16 protein-coding genes are annotated in these 16,020 nt (G+C 65.3%); all 16 read left to right on the top strand.

What is annotated here, in order from left to right; all coding sequences use genetic code 11:
* Nucleotides 1-84 precede the first annotated feature (84 nt).
* The 16 genes from SOM61_RS19920 to SOM61_RS19845 are packed head-to-tail and all read left to right on the top strand — an operon-like array spanning nt 85 to nt 15,834.
* Nucleotides 85-1,566, top strand: a complete 1,482-nt coding sequence (locus SOM61_RS19920) for a pilus assembly protein TadG-related protein (protein WP_320475687.1) — start codon at nt 85-87, stop codon at nt 1,564-1,566.
* On the top strand, nt 1,563-2,405 hold the full coding sequence (locus SOM61_RS19915; protein WP_320475686.1) for a hypothetical protein: 843 nt from the start codon (nt 1,563-1,565) through the stop codon (nt 2,403-2,405). The genes SOM61_RS19920 and SOM61_RS19915 overlap by 4 nt, the downstream gene beginning before the upstream one ends.
* 44 nt (nt 2,406-2,449) lie before the next feature.
* Nucleotides 2,450-3,457, top strand: coding sequence for an OmpA family protein (locus SOM61_RS19910; protein ID WP_320475685.1), 1,008 nt, complete (start codon nt 2,450-2,452; stop codon nt 3,455-3,457).
* On the top strand, nt 3,457-4,206 hold the full coding sequence (locus SOM61_RS19905; protein ID WP_320475684.1) for a hypothetical protein: 750 nt from the start codon (nt 3,457-3,459) through the stop codon (nt 4,204-4,206). The genes SOM61_RS19910 and SOM61_RS19905 overlap by 1 nt, the downstream gene beginning before the upstream one ends.
* Before the next feature lie 5 nt (nt 4,207-4,211).
* Nucleotides 4,212-4,892: a hypothetical protein gene (locus SOM61_RS19900; protein ID WP_320475683.1), complete on the top strand. Its 681-nt coding sequence runs from the start codon at nt 4,212-4,214 to the stop codon at nt 4,890-4,892.
* On the top strand, nt 4,889-5,068 hold the full coding sequence (locus SOM61_RS19895) for a hypothetical protein (RefSeq protein WP_147935022.1): 180 nt from the start codon (nt 4,889-4,891) through the stop codon (nt 5,066-5,068). The genes SOM61_RS19900 and SOM61_RS19895 overlap by 4 nt, the downstream gene beginning before the upstream one ends.
* A 29-nt stretch (nt 5,069-5,097) precedes the next feature.
* Entirely contained in the window at nt 5,098-6,186 is a 1,089-nt protein-coding gene (gene cpaB / locus SOM61_RS19890; RefSeq protein WP_320475682.1) for a Flp pilus assembly protein CpaB, read from the top strand.
* A gap of 23 nt (nt 6,187-6,209) precedes the next feature.
* Nucleotides 6,210-7,619 (top strand): type II and III secretion system protein family protein, encoded by a 1,410-nt coding sequence (locus SOM61_RS19885; RefSeq protein ID WP_320475681.1) that lies wholly within the window; start codon nt 6,210-6,212, stop codon nt 7,617-7,619.
* Nucleotides 7,620-7,632: 13 nt separating this feature from the next.
* The gene (locus SOM61_RS19880) at nt 7,633-9,333 is read left to right on the top strand and encodes a TadA family conjugal transfer-associated ATPase (RefSeq protein WP_320475680.1); all 1,701 of its coding nucleotides are present in this window, start codon (nt 7,633-7,635) and stop codon (nt 9,331-9,333) included.
* Nucleotides 9,330-10,181: a type II secretion system F family protein gene (locus SOM61_RS19875; protein WP_320475679.1), complete on the top strand. Its 852-nt coding sequence runs from the start codon at nt 9,330-9,332 to the stop codon at nt 10,179-10,181. The genes SOM61_RS19880 and SOM61_RS19875 overlap by 4 nt, the downstream gene beginning before the upstream one ends.
* 16 nt (nt 10,182-10,197) lie before the next feature.
* Entirely contained in the window at nt 10,198-11,085 is an 888-nt protein-coding gene (locus SOM61_RS19870) for a type II secretion system F family protein (protein WP_147935017.1), read from the top strand.
* 6 nt (nt 11,086-11,091) lie between these two features.
* Nucleotides 11,092-11,448, top strand: a complete 357-nt coding sequence (locus SOM61_RS19865; RefSeq protein WP_320475678.1) for a DUF192 domain-containing protein — start codon at nt 11,092-11,094, stop codon at nt 11,446-11,448.
* The gene (locus SOM61_RS19860) at nt 11,445-12,278 is read left to right on the top strand and encodes a TadE/TadG family type IV pilus assembly protein (protein WP_320475677.1); all 834 of its coding nucleotides are present in this window, start codon (nt 11,445-11,447) and stop codon (nt 12,276-12,278) included. Before SOM61_RS19865 ends, SOM61_RS19860 begins: the two co-directional genes overlap by 4 nt.
* Nucleotides 12,272-13,897, top strand: coding sequence for a polymorphic toxin-type HINT domain-containing protein (locus SOM61_RS19855; RefSeq protein ID WP_320475676.1), 1,626 nt, complete (start codon nt 12,272-12,274; stop codon nt 13,895-13,897). Before SOM61_RS19860 ends, SOM61_RS19855 begins: the two co-directional genes overlap by 7 nt.
* Complete coding sequence (locus SOM61_RS19850; RefSeq protein WP_229493601.1) at nt 13,894-15,216, top strand: DUF6630 family protein; 1,323 nt, start codon at nt 13,894-13,896, stop codon at nt 15,214-15,216. The genes SOM61_RS19855 and SOM61_RS19850 overlap by 4 nt, the downstream gene beginning before the upstream one ends.
* Nucleotides 15,217-15,234: 18 nt before the next feature.
* On the top strand, nt 15,235-15,834 hold the full coding sequence (locus SOM61_RS19845) for a DUF1444 domain-containing protein (RefSeq protein WP_320475675.1): 600 nt from the start codon (nt 15,235-15,237) through the stop codon (nt 15,832-15,834).
* The last annotated feature ends 186 nt before the right edge of the window (nt 15,835-16,020 follow it).

The following is a 16,020-nucleotide window of genomic DNA, read 5'->3' as shown; positions in this document are numbered from 1 at the left end:
GGTCGACGGTCTGACGGGATGATGATGTTGGCAAGCAGAAAAACCGCAGGTGGACACGCGGCGATGCGGCAGGGCGGGCAGGCAATGGCATTCGTGCTGGTGTTCGGCGCCGTTGCCGCCCTGATCGCGCTGCTTCTGTTCAATAGCGGCATGCTGGCCAACGCCAAGACCCGTCTGCAGAATGCGGCGGATGCCGGCGCCTACAGCGCGGCGCTGCTGCAGGCGCGGGACCATAATTTTGCCGCCTACACCAACCGTTCGATCGTCGCCAACCAGGTGGCGGTGGTCCAGATGGTCAGCCTGAAATCCTATCTCGAAGACGCGGCCGACACCCGTGATCGGATGGACGAACTGGCGCTGGACCTGCAGTCGTCCATCTACCCGACCTCCAAGCCCACCTGGAATCTCGGCAAGTCGGTGCCGATCAGGCAAGTGGATGCGGCGTTCTCGGCCGTGGCACCGGTCGCGGTGTCGGGTCTCGGCCGCCTGATCAGGGCCCATGAGACGGCGCAGCACGCGCACCACGCCGCCACCATTCTCGATATGGCGCTCGTGGCCGACGAAGTTGTCGCACGCAACGACCCCGCGGCTGAACTGACCAATGGTGCTTTCCGGCTCGGCCGCACCAATGTCCAGATCGTGAAGTGGGGCAATGCAACCGTCCGCCATCGGGCCAACGATCCATCGCCCGAGGCGGACCGCTTCGCCGACGTGGTGGTCAGCGAACAGTCGACCGACCGCTTCAGCCGGGTGCGTCCATCCTCGCCGCTGCCACGCTGGTCCAGCACGAGCAAGCTGTGCCGGATTTTGCCAAACCATGTCAGGTCGTACACCCGCTTCGACTTCGTCCATGCCGGCGCCAGCCAGCTCAGCGAAGACAAGAAGCGCTGGCTGGCGCTCGACGCCACCACCGGTGGGGGTGTCGCGAGCTGCACCATCTGGTATCCCTGCTGGACCGGTGTCTGCTACAGCACCAGCACTGAACCGCATATCGACGGCAATTTCGGCCTCGGCGGCGCCGGCGGCGCGGTGGCCGGCAGGGGAGGCGACTACGACAGCCTGCGCGGCTACCGCGGCAACCCCACGGCAAGCTATGCCTTCGGCGGCGCCTCCGCCCTTGGCCAGGGCTTCATACGCTACCAGTCCGAGGGGCCGGGGGGCACGCTCGACGGCGCCGGCGGCCTGCAAGACTATTATCGCGACGTGGCCAATCCGGGCAGCGCCATCCCGGCCAACCAGGCGCCCGAGCTGAATGGCGGCGCCGCCCCGGTCACGATCGAAGTCCAGCGCATCGCCGACACGATGCGTACCTCGTCGCGAATCCTGCACGATTCGGACCAATTGCGGCTGGAGGATGGCATGCGGGGCGAGACGATGCGCGCGCTGTCGTCGGCCCATGCCTATTTCTACCGCCCTGGCAACGAGGCCGCCGGCAGTTTCACGCGTACCGGCTGGCGCCGCGGCGACGGCAAGACCGAAGTCGCGAACCAGTTCAACCCGTATTGGCAGAGCCGGCTGGTCGACCGCAGCATCGACGATCGCGCCGCATCGTGGGCAGCCCAATGAGCCGGCGCTCACAACCGCGCGGCCGGCAGGGCGGCCAGGCAATCGCCGAATTCCTGGTGGCCGCGGTGCTGCTCCTGGTGCCGCTGTTCCTGGCGGTCGCCGCGCTCGGAAAATTCGTCGACGTCCAGCACGTCGCCACGATGGCGGCGCGCTACGGCGCCTGGGAACGCACCGTCTGGTACGACGAGTCGGGCACGGATTTCAACGGCATCAATGGGCCCAACCAGAAGAGCGCCGCCGCCATCAAGGGCGAGATCGCGGCGCGCCTGTTCAGCGACCGCGCCGGCGCCGCCAGCATCATCCGCGGTACCGACGGCGCCAATGCGGCGCTGGCCAACGGCATCGACCCGATGTGGCGCGATGCGGCCGGCGTCGCCTACCTGGCCAGCTACGACAGCTTCGATGCGCAAGGCGCGCGCACGACGCCCCAGCGCGACGTCGCCGGCGCCTCGATGGCGGCGCTGTCCGCGATCGAGGTCAGGGGCGTGGCCGGTTTCGTGCCGCCGCTGCCGACCGACACGCTGGCGCTGTCGACCGTGTCGCTGGCGGACATCGCCCGCGACAGCGCCGTCTATGCGCGCCTTTGGGGAGGCACGCCCGGCGGCTGGCAAGGTCTCGACTTCAGCGCCACTGGTGCGATCCTCTCGAATACCTGGAGCGCCAACGGCAGCGGCGCCACCCGCGCGATGGTCGCGCGCACCGTGCCGACGGCCCAGGGCATGGGCGCCGTCGTGACGGCCGCCAGGGAGGGCATCCGGGCCTGGGATGCGGCCGCTGCCCCGGGCATCGAGGTCGGCAAGATCGCGGTCGACGTCGTGCCGGCCGACCGTTTGAGATAGCGCGCATGCGCACATTGTTTACTACGAGAGAAAGGTTCGAATCGATGCAATCGTTTTTCCACCGAGCTGTGTTCGTCCCGGTCGTCGCGCTGCTGCTGGCCGGCGCCAGCGTCATCGCGCATGCGGGCAGGTATGACACCGACTTGCCCGGCGCGGTCGACCATCCGCTCATCTCGCGCTATGCCGGCTCCATGCTCTACCTGCATGGCGGCGAGAACTATGGTCCGGCCAAGGCCCTGGTCGCCGGCAGCAAGGGTGTCGAGATCGAGCAGCTCGAAGGCAAGCTAACGAACCGCATCTATTGGGCCCCGGCAGGACGCGCGCCACTCGAGGTGTTCCGCAACTACGAAGAGGCGCTAAGGCAGGCAGGTTTCGAGATCCTCTACCGCTGCGAGGAAGCACAGTGCAAGCGCGGTCGCGTGCAGGACAAGATCGTGCGCTGGGTCGAAAACATGAGCTGGACCGGCAGGGGACGATCGGATGGGTACGTCCGGCGCATGTTCGAATACAAGCCCGGCTTTCATTACCTGCATGCACGCAAGCGTAGCGGAGCCGATTCGGTCAACGTCCAGGTCGCGCTGCGCGCGGGCGACAACGACCGCGACAACGCGGGCCGGGTGCAGCAACTGGTGCAGGTGATCGAGTCGGCCAGCATCGAGGGGGGCAAGGTCAGCGTCAACGCGGCGACGATCGGCGCGTCGCTCGAGCGCGAGGGCCGCATCGCGCTGTACGGCGTCCTGTTCGATACCAACCAGGCCGTGATCAAGCCGGAGTCCGGCGACACGCTGGGCGAGATGGCCGCGGCGCTCAAGGCCAACGCGGCGCTGTCGGTGTTCATCGTCGGCCATACCGACAACCAGGGTGCGGTGGCCGGCAACGTCGACCTGTCGCGGCGCCGCGCGCAGGCAGTGGTCGACGCGCTGGTCACGCGCCATGGTATCGAGGCGGCGCGCCTGCAGGCGCAGGGCGTGGCCAATTTCGCGCCAACCGCCCCGAACACCAGCGAAGATGGACGCGCCAAGAACCGGCGCGTGGAAATGGTGGTGCGCTGATGCTGCGCCGAACCACCGTACCGGTCCTGTTCGCGCTGGCGGCCCATGCCGGCGCCGCGCTCGCGCAAGAGCTGCCAACGCCCGGCCTGTACCGGGTCGACACCGTTGGCCAGGCCGAGCACCAGGTCGGGCCGCATCAGGCGATCATCACGACTGAGGAAGACGGCGCCAGCGGCGACCAGGCCACGCGCTCGGTGGTCGCGGGCGCGGACAGCGGCCGTAAGGTCTACAAGGGCGGCGCGCCGGTCACCCAGTGCGTGAAGGCGGGACCGCCCACGCTGCCGCCGGCGTTCGGCAAGGGCACGTGCACCAACCAGGAAACGCGGCGCAGCGCGCAGGGCGTGGTGCTGGTGGAAAGCTGCCCAACGGGCAAGCTGACGCTCACGATCCGGCGCCTGGACGCCAGGACCTGGGAATACGTGACAGAGATGGACATGTCGAGCGGCACCACGCCGAATCTCGACGGCACCCGCACCATGCTGCAACTGGCGGCCAAGAGCGCGGAGTCGCCCGCCGACCGCGCGCGCGCCGCCAAGGCCCTGGCCGATCTACCGCGCCGCGAGGCGCACATGGCGCGCGATCGCGTCGCAGCCGAAGCTGCCCTGCAACAGGCCCTGGCCAAGGCCCGCACACCCGAGGAAGCCGCGGCGGGCCGGCAGGCCATCGCGCGCCTTCACGGGAAAGTGCCGATCAAGATCACCGACCGCGCCACCTTGACCCGCATCGCAGATCGCTGCACCTCGCCCTGACCGCCATGAAGACGCTCCAACTTTCCAGCCTCGCCGGGCTGTGCTTCCTGATGCCCCCGGCCTTTGCGCAAGCTTGTCCCGGCCAGGTGCCGCCAGGCCTCACGGCGGTACCGGTGGCCAGCAAGGCCGTGGTCAACGGCTTGTCGATGGCGATCAACCAGGTGCAGGGGCCGGGCACGGCAAGCAGCGTGCTCGATCGGGTCGAGCAGCAGTGGAAGCAGGGTGGATTCGACGTCCGGCGCGGCAATGCGATGGGCTGGGACACTGTTTCCGCGCTGGGCAAGGGCTGCCTGGTGACCCTGCAGCTGGTGAACCGCAACGGCGTGTTCGGCTACCTCGCGCGCAGCACCCCGCACAGCGGCGCCGCCGCCAGCCCGGCGGCGATGGGCGTGCCGCTGCCGCCCGACGCGAGGGTGGCGTCGAGCGTGGCCAGCGACGACGACGGCCGCAAGGGCCTGGTGGTGACCATGAGCTCCCCGCTGACGCTCGACCAGCTGGGCGAGTTCTTCATGCGCCAGCTGGGCGACCAGGGCTGGAACGGCCTGCGTTCGCACCAGATCGTCAACCCGGCCAACGGCGTCGCCTCGCTGCTGGTGAATGCCCGCCGCGGGCGCGGCCAGGTCGAGCTGATGATGTGGCGCGAGGGCGGCACGCAGATCGTCATGACCATCTCGGAGGCGCTATGACCGCGCCCCGCCGCAACGAAGCTGGCCAGGCGATGACCGAGTACACGATCGTACTGGCGCTGACCGTGGTGGCGCTGGTGCTGGCCGCGCTCGATCCGTCGCCGCTCGACGCCTTGCTGGACGCGATCCGGCGCGCCTATCTGGCGTTCTCATACGCGATCTCCATGAGTGTCTGACCGACTCCTTCTTTTTTGAATGTAACGACATGGCCATCAACTCGAAACTCGCCGCGCGGCTCACCAGCCCACTCGCGCTCCTGCTCTTCGCCGCCCTGATCGCGGCCGGGGTGGCCGCGCTCGCCTACCACTACCTGCAGCAGCGTGAAGAGACCATGCGCGCCGAGCTGGCCGCGAGCAGCCGCGTCAAGACCACGCCCAAGGTCCAGGTGGTGGTGCCCAATGCCGACGTCGAAGCCGGCACGGTGCTCAATGGCGCGCGCTTCGTGTCGCGCCCGGTGGACGACGACCTGGTCTATCCGGACACCTTGCTGGCCAAGGACTTCCCGTCGGCCCAGGGCCTGCGCCTGGCGCGGCCGGTGCTGCGCGGTCGCCCGGTGCGCATGTCCGACCTGCAGCAGCCCGAGGTCGACGACGTCGCCGCCGTACTGCCACACGGAACCCGGGCGATGACGATCGATATCGACAACCTCAACTCGATCGCCCAGACCCTGCGGCCCAACCACCGGGTCGACATCTTCCTGATCTCGCGCTCGTCCGGCGGACAGCACGAGCGCCAGCAGGGACAGGACGACAAGGCGCTGGAGCAGGCATCGCTCTTCATGCAGGACATCGTGGTGCTGGCGACCGGCCGCGAATTCCAGGACGTGAGCAATCCGGCGCTCGACCCCAACCGGATGGCGCGGCCGGGCGAGGTCGAGGGCGGCGCCGAGACCGACCAAGAACGCAGCTTCGATTCGATCACGCTGCTGGTCAAGCCGCAGGAGGCGGCCAAGCTGATGGTAGGCCAGCGCATGGGCACTTTCCGGGTGGTGCTGCGCGGCCGCAACGACCGCGACGCGCTGGCGCTGCGCACGCTGCGTGCGCGCGACCTGATGCCGGCCGCGGCGCGCGGGCGCGATGCCGGGATCGAGTTCATCGTCGGCGGACGCGGCAACCTGGTGGCGCGCATGGACCTGCTGCCGTCGCAGATCCGGGCCATGCAGGCGGCCGGCGAGCAGGGACGCGGTGCAATGCCGGCGTCGGCTCCGGAGGCCCCGGCCGTGCAACTGCCACCCATGCCGGTGCCGGCGGGCGTCACCGAACCCGTTCCTTCGCTGCGCGGCGGCGGCTTCTAACCTGAACCAGAAAAACAATCATCATGCTCAAGCCGTCTTTCGTACTTGCCCTGCTTGTCATCGCCGTCGTGTTGCCCCATACCGCGCATGCCGAAGGCGCGCCGGCGCCCGCACGGACGCGCGACGCCGCTCCCGGCATCACCTACCACCAGAGTAAGCCAATCACGATCGTGGCCGGCGAGATCGCGATGCTGCCGATCCGCGGCAAGATCGTGCGCCTGGCGCTGGGCAGCGGCGACATCCTGTCGACCACCACGGTCGATGCCAACCTGCTCCTGATCGCCGAACAGGTCGGCACCACCAGCCTGCTGGTATGGACCAGGGACGAAGTGCATTCCTACCGGGTGCACGTGGTGCCGAAGGACCTGGCCGGGACGCGCGCCAAGATCGACCTGCTCACGCGCGACCTGAACGGCGTGAAGGTCGAGGCGCTGGGCAACGAGATCGTGCTGACCGGCGTGGCCCACCGCGACGCCCTGGCCAGGCTGGGCGCCGGACTGCGCGGCGTGCCGGGTGTGGTGCTCAACGTGAAGGAAGACCAGGGCAGCGCCTTCACCCGCTCGGTGCTGTTCCGGCTGCACTTCGTGGAGGTCAGGCGCTCGCTGCTCGAATCGATCGGCATCAACTGGGCCAAGAGCGCCAACGGCCCCACCGCTGGCTATATCGGCATCGCCACCGACAAGGGAGTGTACGACCCGCCGCGCGCCTACACGCCCGAGGACGACCTGCTGTCGCCGATACCGCCCTTCGTGACCCGCAATGGCAGCAAGGGCGGCCACTTCCTGGGGCTGGCGACCTCGCTGACGTCGCGCCTGAACCTGGGCGTGTCCAGCGGCGACGTGCAGGTGCTGGCCTCGCCCGAGCTGACCGCGAAAAGCGGCGGTAAGGCGCGCCTCCAGGTGGGTGGCGAAGTGCCGATTCCGCTCGCCGGGGCGTTCGGCTCCACCACCGTGGAATTCAAGCCCTACGGGATCATCCTGCAGATCGAGCCGCAGATCGACGCCGACGGCATCATCACCGCCAAGGTCTCGACCGAGCTGTCGCAGATCGATCCGGCGGTGACCGTGGCCGGCGTCCCCGGCTTCCTGACCCGCAATACCAACACCGAAATCAGCGTCAAGGAGGGCGAGATGGTGGCCCTGTCGGGCCTCGTCAACAGCGAAATGGCGAACGCGGTCGATCGCGTGCCGGGCATCAGCCGCATCCCGATCCTGGGCCGGTTGTTCCGCTCGGACGACTTCCGCAACAGCAAATCCGAGCTGGTGGTGCTGCTCGAACCCGAGATCATCGCGCCTGGCGACGGACTGGCGCAGCAGTTGCGCGAGCGTGGTGAAGCGAACAAGAAGGGTTTCGAGGACCAGGTGCTGGAACTGCAGCGCAAGGAGTCCCAGACCCCGATTCCTGACCCGTCCCTTGACTTTTATCGGAACTGATATCGGAGTTTGCATGATTCGTATCCAGGTATTTCGGCGCGCCCAGTTGGTGGCGGAAGCGACCAGCAAGGGAGCCAGCTGCTTCCTCGGCAAGGAAGCCGGCAGCCTCATCGTGCTGCAGGGCTGGCGCGTGGGACGTCGCCAGCTCGAGTTCGCGTTGGGCGAGGAAGGGCTGTTCGTCAGGGACGGCGGCGGCATGGCGCCGCTCAAGGTCAACGGCAAGGAGGTCAATGAATACGGACCGCTGGCCAGCAACGACACCATCGAGCTGGCCGACTACCGGATCATGGCGCACGTGTCCGAAGAGGCGCGACCTCATCCGGCGCCGGCGCCGCTTCCGGTGGCGGCGCTGCCGCATGCAGCGGCGGCGGCGCGCCAGCCGCAGCCTGAGCCGAGCGCGAACCCGCTGGAGCGTCCCGAAGGCATCGCCATGCGCGGCCAGTTGCACCGCATGCTGATCGCCGCCATGGACCTGCGCCGTGTCAACGTGGCGCGCATGGCCGACGCCGAGCTGCGCTCCACCGTGCAGAAGCTGATCGAGGAACTGATCGACACCGACAGCGCCTTCGAGTCGATGCGCGAGCAGCGTGCGGCGCTGTGCGACGTCGTGCTCAATGAGGTGGTGGGCCTGGGCCCGCTGGAGTCGCTGCTGGCGGACGACGAGGTGAGCGAGGTGATGGTCAACCGCCACAACGACGTGTTCGTCGAACGGGCAGGGCGCCTGGAGCGATCGAACATCTCGTTCTCCAACGACGCGGCGGTGATTTCGGCAATCGAACGCATCGTCTCGCCGCTCGGACGCCGCATCGACGAGAGTTCGCCGATGGTCGACGCGCGCCTGAAGGACGGTTCGCGCGTGAATGCCATCATCCCGCCGCTGGCGATTCGCGGGCCGAGCATCACCATCCGCAAGTTCGCGCGCAACAAGCTGGTGGGCGAGGACCTGATCCGCTTCGGCGCCATCAGCGCCGAGATGATCGCCTTTCTGCAAGTGGCGGTGAAGCTGCGCGCCAACATCGTGGTGTCGGGCGGCACCGGCTCGGGCAAGACCACCTTGCTCAACGTGCTGTCCAACTTCATCCCGGACGACGAGCGCATCGTGACGGTGGAAGACGCCGCCGAGCTGCAGCTGAACCAGCCCAACCTGGTGTCGCTCGAAGCGCGGCCCGCCAATATCGAGGGCCGCGGCGCGGTCACCATCCGCGACCTGGTAAAGAACTGCCTGCGCATGCGCCCCGACCGCATCATCGTGGGCGAGTGCCGCGGCGGCGAAGCGCTCGACATGCTGCAGGCGATGAACACGGGCCACGATGGCTCGCTCACCACGGCCCACGCCAACAGCCCGCGCGACTGCCTGTCGCGGCTCGAGGTGATGACCCTGATGAGCGGCCTGGAGATCCCGATGCAGGCGATCCGCGAGCAGGTGGCGTCGGCGGTGGACCTGATCGTCCAGCAGACCCGCTTTTCCTGCGGCAGCCGCAAGGTGACGTATATCAGCGAGGTGACCGGCATCGAGGGCAACCTGATCCAGCTGCAGGACATTTTCCAGTTCGAGCAGGACGGATTCGACGCCAACGGCAAGGTGTGCGGACGCCTGGTACCCACCGGGCACATACCGGACTTCTACCAGGACCTGATGCGGCGCGGGATGCCGGTGGACGTTTCCATCTTCCGGCGCGACAGCGTGCCGATGAAGCGGGTGCATCCGGCATGAACGAGCGCACCTTCATCATCGCCGCGATCTTCTTCGCCATGCTGGCGCTGGCCTGGCTGGCGCTGCACTTCGGCAGCCGCTGGTTCCGCACGCGCCAGGCCGAGGTGGCGATCAGCGCCAGGGCCGACCTGGAGAACATGTTCATCTTTACCGACGAGCGCCGCATCATGGTGATCAACCTGTCGGTGCTGATCGTCCTGCCTTTGGCGGCCTGGGTCGTGAGCGGCAACCTGGTATTCGTGCTGATGTCCGTCGCGCTGGCCTTCGTCGCTCCGCGCCTGGTGGTGGCCCACATCGCCCGGCGCCGGCTGCGGCAGTTCGAGCAGCAACTGCCCGACGCCCTGATGATGATCACCGGCGCCCTGCGCGCGGGCGCCAGCCTGCCGCTCGCCCTCGACAGCGTGGCCAGCGAAGGCAAGCCGCCGATTTCGCAGGAGTTCGCGTTGCTGCTGCGCGAGATGCGCCTGGGCGTCGACTTTGCCGTGGCCCTGGAATCGATGGAAAAGCGGGTGCCGCTGGAAGACCTGGCGCTGGTCACGGCCGGCATGGCGCTGTCGCGCGAGGTCGGGGCCAACCTGGCGGCGACGCTCGAATCGATCGCCAGAACCATCCGCGCCAAGCTGCAAATGGAAGGCAAGATCAGGAGCCTGACCGCGCAGGGCAAGATGCAGGGCCTGGTCATGGCGGGCCTGCCGGTGATGCTGGTGGCGGTGTTGAACGTGATGGAGCCGGAAGCCATGGCGCCGCTGTTCAACGCCTGGTACGGCTGGGTGACGCTGGGCGTGATGGTGGTGACGATCCTGGTCGGCTACCACTTCATCCGCCGCATCACGACCATCGACGTCTGAACGGGAAGCCGCGACCATGAACCCATTCGTCATTGCTCTGCTGGTCGGCGCCGCCTTCGTGCTGCTGGCCGCCGCCCTGATCCACGGCGCGGTACGCCTGAAGGAAGACGTGCCCGAGGAAGACCGCGCCTACCTCGACCCCTTGCCGCGGCCATTGCGCCTGCTGTGGCCCGTGGTCCGCCTGGTCGATTACCACCTGTGCCGGAACATACCGAAGTCCCTGCTGGCCGGCCCGGGCGAGACGCTGCGGCTGTCCGGCATGCTCTACCTGATGAACCCGACGCAGTTCATCGCCCTGTGCCTGGTCAGCCTGACGCTGTTTTCCGGGTTCACTGCGCTGGTGCTGTCGATGGCGGGCCTGTTCAACCCGTTCTGGGTCATCGCCCTCGCGGGCCTGGGCTTCATCTATCCGCGCATCTGGCTCAAGGAGACGCTCAAGCGGCGCCAGAAGTTGATCGTCAAGGCGCTGCCGGCCTACCTCGACTTTCTGACGATGTCGGTGGAAGCAGGCCTGAACATGGCCGGGGCGATCGCCCAGGCGGTCGACAAGGGACCGGCCGGCCCGCTCAAGAACGAGTTCGCCTTCGTGCTGCGCGACCTGCGCGCCGGCCTGACCCGCGCCGACGCGCTGCGCCGCATGGACGCGCGCGTGCGCATCCCGCAGGTGTCGAGCTTCATCAGCGCCGTGATCCAGGCCGAGCGCATGGGCGCCAGCCTGGGCGCGACCTTCCGCGCGCAGTCCGAACAGCGGCGCGTCGAGCGCTTCCAGCTGGCCGAGAAGCTGGCGATGGAGGCGCCCGTCAAGCTGATCTTCCCGCTGGTCGTCTTCATCTTCCCCGTGACCTTCCTGGTGCTGATGTTCCCGATCGCGATGAAGTTCATGGCGTCGGGCATCAAGTTCTGAATTGCCATGCTCAAGACCATCCCGATCCAGTTCGAAACCGCCTCCACGCCGCGCCGGCTCGACGTGATGCTAGCCACGACCGTGCTGGCGCGGATGCGCGGCCTGCTGGCGCGTCCGCCGTTGCGGGCCCACGAAGCCCTGTACATCAGCCCATGCAATATGGTGCATACGATCGGCATGGGCTATGCCATCGACGTCGTCTTCCTGCGCCGCGACGGCCTGGTGCTGAAGGTCGCCGGCGGTGTGCAGCCGCGCCGCATGCGCGGCCACTGGCGCGCAGCCGCGGTGCTGGAGCTGGCCGCGGGCGAAGCCGCGCGCTGCGCCATCGCACCGGGCGTGCGCCTGCCGCTGGAGGCCCCGTGAACGCGCGCCAGCTTGGACAGGCCGGTGTCGAGCTGCTCGTGGTGCTGCCGGTGCTGGTGGTGATGCTGTTCGGGACAATACAGCTCGGCCTGATGTACCAGGCGCGCGCGACGCTCAACTACGCCACCATGCTGGCCGCGCGCGCCGGCGCGCTGCACAACGGCGACCACGGCGCCATGCGCAATGCGCTCGCGCGCGGCCTGACCCCGCTGTTCGCACACCAGGCCAGCGCCGCCGGCTACGCCGAAGCGCTGGCCAAGGCCAATCTGGAGACGGCGACCGCCAGCAATATCACCGACATCGAGGTGCTCAACCCCACCGGCGCCGCGCTCGCCGACTTCGGCCGCGCGCGGCTGGATGGCGAGGATGGGCGCGAGCTGCCCAACGACACGCTGCATTACCGCACCACGGCCGCGGGCAGCAGCTCGCAGCTGTCGGTGCAGGACGCGAACCTGCTGCACGTGCGCGTGACCTACTGCTTCCGCCTGGTCGTGCCGGTGATCGACCGCATGCTGCATTCGGCGGTGAATGCGGTGTCGGCGGCCACTGGCGGGACTGGCATGCAAAACCCGTTCGGCATCGGCCCGACGCCGGGGATGGATGCGCCCTGTTCGGCGCCGGGTGTGCGCGGACCGCGGGTGCAGATTCGGAGCGAGGCGATCCTGCGCATGCAGTCGGCTTTTCATGAAGAGAACCTGGGGGGCGGATCGGGGACGCCTCCCGATACGGGCGCGCCGGGTGATCCGGATGAGCCGGGCGGACCTTTTGAACCGATCGATCCTACCGACCCGACCGACCCGGAAGATCCGCCAGGAGGCCCTACATGTTAGGCAAGATGAGATTGGCGCTCGGCAGGTGCGTGCTGCTGTTCATTGTGGCGGTCATGCTGTGCGTGGCGCCTGTTGGCGCGGCATTGGGGCAGATACCGTTGCCCGGAAATGGTGGCGGAGGCGGAATGACGCCTGTTCCGCCAGGCTCTGGCGGCGGCATCAAGCTGATTTGCGATATGCCCGGGACTTGCCCGACAAAGCAGGCACGTGAAGAGTACGCTAAGAAGAACAACTGCCAGTTTCCCGAGGACGTGTGCGAGAAGCCGAGTGCCGACGATGACCACAAAGGTGCCAATGAACGTGACAAGGGATTCTGGGGCTCACTGTGGGATAGCGTTAAGGGTTCGGTCACTTACGGGTACGAGTTCGTTAAAGGCGTAGTTGCGGGGCTCAAGGGCCAGATCGCGGACCTGTGGAATATGGTGACCAATCCGGGCGAGGTCATTTCAGGTCTGGTTGAACTGGGCAAGTCCTTCTTTAACGATCCGAAGGGAACGATGCAAGCGCTTGGCCAGATGCTCGGTCAGGAGGCGGTCGATACCTTCACACGCGCAACTCAGTGCGGTGCCTACGACTTGGGGAAGGTAATCGGTAGTTATGTCAGTCCGGCGTTTGGACTCAAGCTGGCAACTAACTTGACCAAGTTCTCGGGCAAGCTCGGCGATGCTGCTAAGGCGTTGCGCAAGGAGTACGGTTGCGCCAGCTTTGTGGCGGGTACGCTGGTGCTTACTGCTGAGGGATTCAAGTCCATTGAGTCGATCGTTGTGGGGCAGCACGTTGGATCACGCAACGAGAATAGTTTCGCCGACCGGCCGCAAGTTGTTACCGATGTATTCGGCCGGGTGGCGCCCAGCTATCGGCGGCTCGCGACACAGTTAGAGACGTTTGAGATCACTGAAGAGCATCCTCTGTGGCAGCAGGGGAAAGGATGGGTCGAAGCTGGCAAGCTGGTACCTGGCGATGTCATCGCGAGCGCGCAAGGCGACACGGTCGTCGTCGCCAACGACATAGTTCAGCATCCCCGTAAGGTCTACAATTTCAGCGTTGCCCACACGCACAGCTATTTCGTGGGTGCTCAACAGATATGGGTTCACAATGCTGGGCCGTGCAGTATCGAACTTCATACGAAGGCTTGGGACAAGCTGTCGCCTAAAGAAAAGGGTTACCGGGGCGAGCGTGAGGTTTTCATTGACCTTTTGGCAAAAGGTTATGAGCCTGTTGGGAAATCGTTCGATCCGCGTGGTATGAGTCCTGACGACGCCTTCAAGGCTTGGGACGGCCAGACAGGGATTGATGGTATCTACAAAGACAAGAATGGAAATTATGTGATTATCGAATCAAAAGCGACCGGCGGAACGAAAAAAGCGGATCCCGAAGGTTGCGTTGACAGGTTATGCACGGTGAAAAGTGGTGCGCGGCAAATGAGTAACGAATGGTTGCAGGACCGTATCGATGGCCTGATTGACGATCCAGCAGAGGCTCAGAAAATAAAAAACCTCGTTGCCGCAAACAGGGTAAAAAAAGTTTACGCGTTAACTGACGAGAAGGGAACGTCTTATAATGAAATTACGAATAATGGCAATCGAGACGTAGAGATAGGCAAGAAATGGAACCCATGACTAATCAGAAGGAAATGCGTGACCCGCTTGGTAATTTGGGGCGCTATCGAAAAGAAATTGGTGAAATAATTCAGCAAGAAGAATTTATTTCTTCCCTTGTGCCAGAATCGTTGGAGGAGGAGGCCTGGTTTAAGTTGCAGGCCGTGGCTACCACATTAAGGCTTGTTGTACGTAAATATGGTGCCGGTGATACGGTAGAGTCGATCAAGGGTTTGATCCTTGATCGTGCCAATTTAATGGCCGAGAATAGCGAATTCATACGGATTAATGGTAGAGCTGAACAGAGAAATTATTCGACGATTGAGGCGATAAATCGGGCAGATGCAGCTTTTGTGGGCATCGCCCTGCTATTCGTCGAGTCATCGGAATATCTGTCAGTGTTTCAAAAATTCCTGCCTGTCGATTTCGAGAAGAGGAGCTATGTTATTGATCTGCTGGTGAAAGCGTTTATTCCGGATCACGCTCTCGCAAAAAAATATAAGACGGACAAGTACGCGGCGGCCTGGATGGATCCGTTTTTGCGTGCACTTGCTGCCGATGCGGACCATCGTAACGAGGCATTGGCAGCCTATATGAAAAACTGGTGTCGCATGATGCGCCCTTGGGGATGGAAGCCTGATCTTGATACTGCGCCAGGCAAGGATCGCTTGTTCTGCGACTTTGCATTTGAGGTTGCGCTGGCGGTGTGCGCGTATGATATCGACGACAGCATGTTCAATGACCATCCTTACTATCCTCGCGATCTGGTCGATTACTACCGAATGCATGTGCGCCACACTCGCGATGCGTGGCGACCCATAGCTGCCGGGCCCGGAGTACAGATCATTGCTCCGCCGCCACCGAAAAAAGCTGACCTCGCGAAAACCAAACGCAAAGGCATAGCACGCTGGATCGAACTGGTCTGCGACGGCAACGTGGATGCAACCGAGTCGGTTCTGGAAGTGATAGGAAAACCACGCAAACTCGATGATATCCATGAACTGATGGAAGCACTGAGCGAAGCTGGTCAAGCCGTTCACGGTGATATCAAGGACGACGAAACGGTCTTGATTCAAGCATCCAATGTGGCCGAAGATCGGGCGCTCGGCGGATTCGATGGTCCAGCGGGACCACCTTCTGGACCGGCCCGCTGCAGTGCGGGGTTGCTTGCCTTCTCGTCCTGGCTGGAAGCGCGCGGCTACCGCCTGGTCGACCTCGACAACGACGACGACGCCTGGCATGCCGTCGTCGTCAAGGCCGACTACCACGCCGAACTCATCGAACTGAGCAACACCCTGAAAATCCGCACCCGCACGCCCGCAGCCGTCTACAACGATTAACCAGCATAAGGACTCGCCATGTTTGGACTGTTCAAGAAGAAAGCACCCGCCCAAGCCGCACTGCCGGCCTTGCGCGCCGACCAGCTGCAGCCCCGCCTCAAGCACATCAATTTCTTGCGGGCGCTGCAGGCCGCGGGCGTGCCGCCCGAGCAGCAACCGAGTCACGCACCGCTGTGCGGCGAGCTGATCGTCACTTATGCTTTCGATTTGCCCGACAGTTTCATGATGGCCACCCCGAAGCTGGTCGAGAGCGTCGCTGTCTCTGCGACCGCGCTTCCCGGAATCGCACGGGCCAATCTCGAGCGTGCCTTGCCGCAGCCGAAGTTTTTTGCCAAGGACGGTTGCAAGGTCGCCGTGACCGGGGAAGACCTGGAAGCGACCTTGCTGCTCGTGGATGGCGTGTGGGACGCCATGGCGTCGCAGGTGCGTGGCGACATCCTGGTCAGCGCGCCGCGCCGCGACCGCATCCTGATGTGCGACAGCGCCGACCCGAATGCGGTAGTGACCCTGCGCGAGCAGGCGCAGCAGTTCTTTGACGAGCACAACGATGCGCACCGGCTGTCGACCCAGGTGATGGTGCGGCGCAGCGGCAGCTGGGCGCTGTTCGACGGTCAATAACGAGGAGTCGGGATGTCGTTGAGCTTTGTACTTGGAAATCTGCTTGGCCGGGCCTTGGTCAGTTATGTCCTGGTCTGGGTCGCATGCTTCCTGGCGAGCCGTTTCGACTGGCGGCTCGCTTTCACTCGCAGCCGGCGCTGGTACAGCATACTCGCCGTCGTCGTCCTGACCTTGCTGGGCATGGGC

Origin of the sequence: Massilia sp. CFBP9012, assembly GCF_034045115.1 — a bacterium.
GTDB lineage: Bacteria > Pseudomonadota > Gammaproteobacteria > Burkholderiales > Burkholderiaceae_D > Telluria.
The sequence above is the reverse complement of the archived record's forward strand: the minus strand, read 5'-3'. Positions and strand labels throughout refer to the sequence as shown.

Excerpts from the sequence above, each read along its gene's own strand:
- SOM61_RS19915 (WP_320475686.1), top strand. The coding sequence starts at position 1,563 with ATGAGCCGGCGCTCACAACCGCGCGGCCGGCAGGGCGGCCAGGCAATC.
- SOM61_RS19850 (WP_229493601.1), top strand. The coding sequence starts at position 13,894 with ATGACTAATCAGAAGGAAATGCGTGACCCGCTTGGTAATTTGGGGCGC.
- SOM61_RS19895 (WP_147935022.1), top strand. The coding sequence starts at position 4,889 with ATGACCGCGCCCCGCCGCAACGAAGCTGGCCAGGCGATGACCGAGTAC.
- SOM61_RS19910 (WP_320475685.1), top strand. The coding sequence starts at position 2,450 with ATGCAATCGTTTTTCCACCGAGCTGTGTTCGTCCCGGTCGTCGCGCTG.
- SOM61_RS19920 (WP_320475687.1), top strand. The coding sequence starts at position 85 with ATGGCATTCGTGCTGGTGTTCGGCGCCGTTGCCGCCCTGATCGCGCTG.
- SOM61_RS19845 (WP_320475675.1), top strand. The coding sequence starts at position 15,235 with ATGTTTGGACTGTTCAAGAAGAAAGCACCCGCCCAAGCCGCACTGCCG.
- SOM61_RS19880 (WP_320475680.1), top strand. The coding sequence starts at position 7,633 with ATGATTCGTATCCAGGTATTTCGGCGCGCCCAGTTGGTGGCGGAAGCG.
- SOM61_RS19905 (WP_320475684.1), top strand. The coding sequence starts at position 3,457 with ATGCTGCGCCGAACCACCGTACCGGTCCTGTTCGCGCTGGCGGCCCAT.
- SOM61_RS19870 (WP_147935017.1), top strand. The coding sequence starts at position 10,198 with ATGAACCCATTCGTCATTGCTCTGCTGGTCGGCGCCGCCTTCGTGCTG.
- SOM61_RS19865 (WP_320475678.1), top strand. The coding sequence starts at position 11,092 with ATGCTCAAGACCATCCCGATCCAGTTCGAAACCGCCTCCACGCCGCGC.
- SOM61_RS19855 (WP_320475676.1), top strand. The coding sequence starts at position 12,272 with ATGTTAGGCAAGATGAGATTGGCGCTCGGCAGGTGCGTGCTGCTGTTC.
- SOM61_RS19900 (WP_320475683.1), top strand. The coding sequence starts at position 4,212 with ATGAAGACGCTCCAACTTTCCAGCCTCGCCGGGCTGTGCTTCCTGATG.
- SOM61_RS19875 (WP_320475679.1), top strand. The coding sequence starts at position 9,330 with ATGAACGAGCGCACCTTCATCATCGCCGCGATCTTCTTCGCCATGCTG.
- cpaB (WP_320475682.1), top strand. The coding sequence starts at position 5,098 with ATGGCCATCAACTCGAAACTCGCCGCGCGGCTCACCAGCCCACTCGCG.
- SOM61_RS19885 (WP_320475681.1), top strand. The coding sequence starts at position 6,210 with ATGCTCAAGCCGTCTTTCGTACTTGCCCTGCTTGTCATCGCCGTCGTG.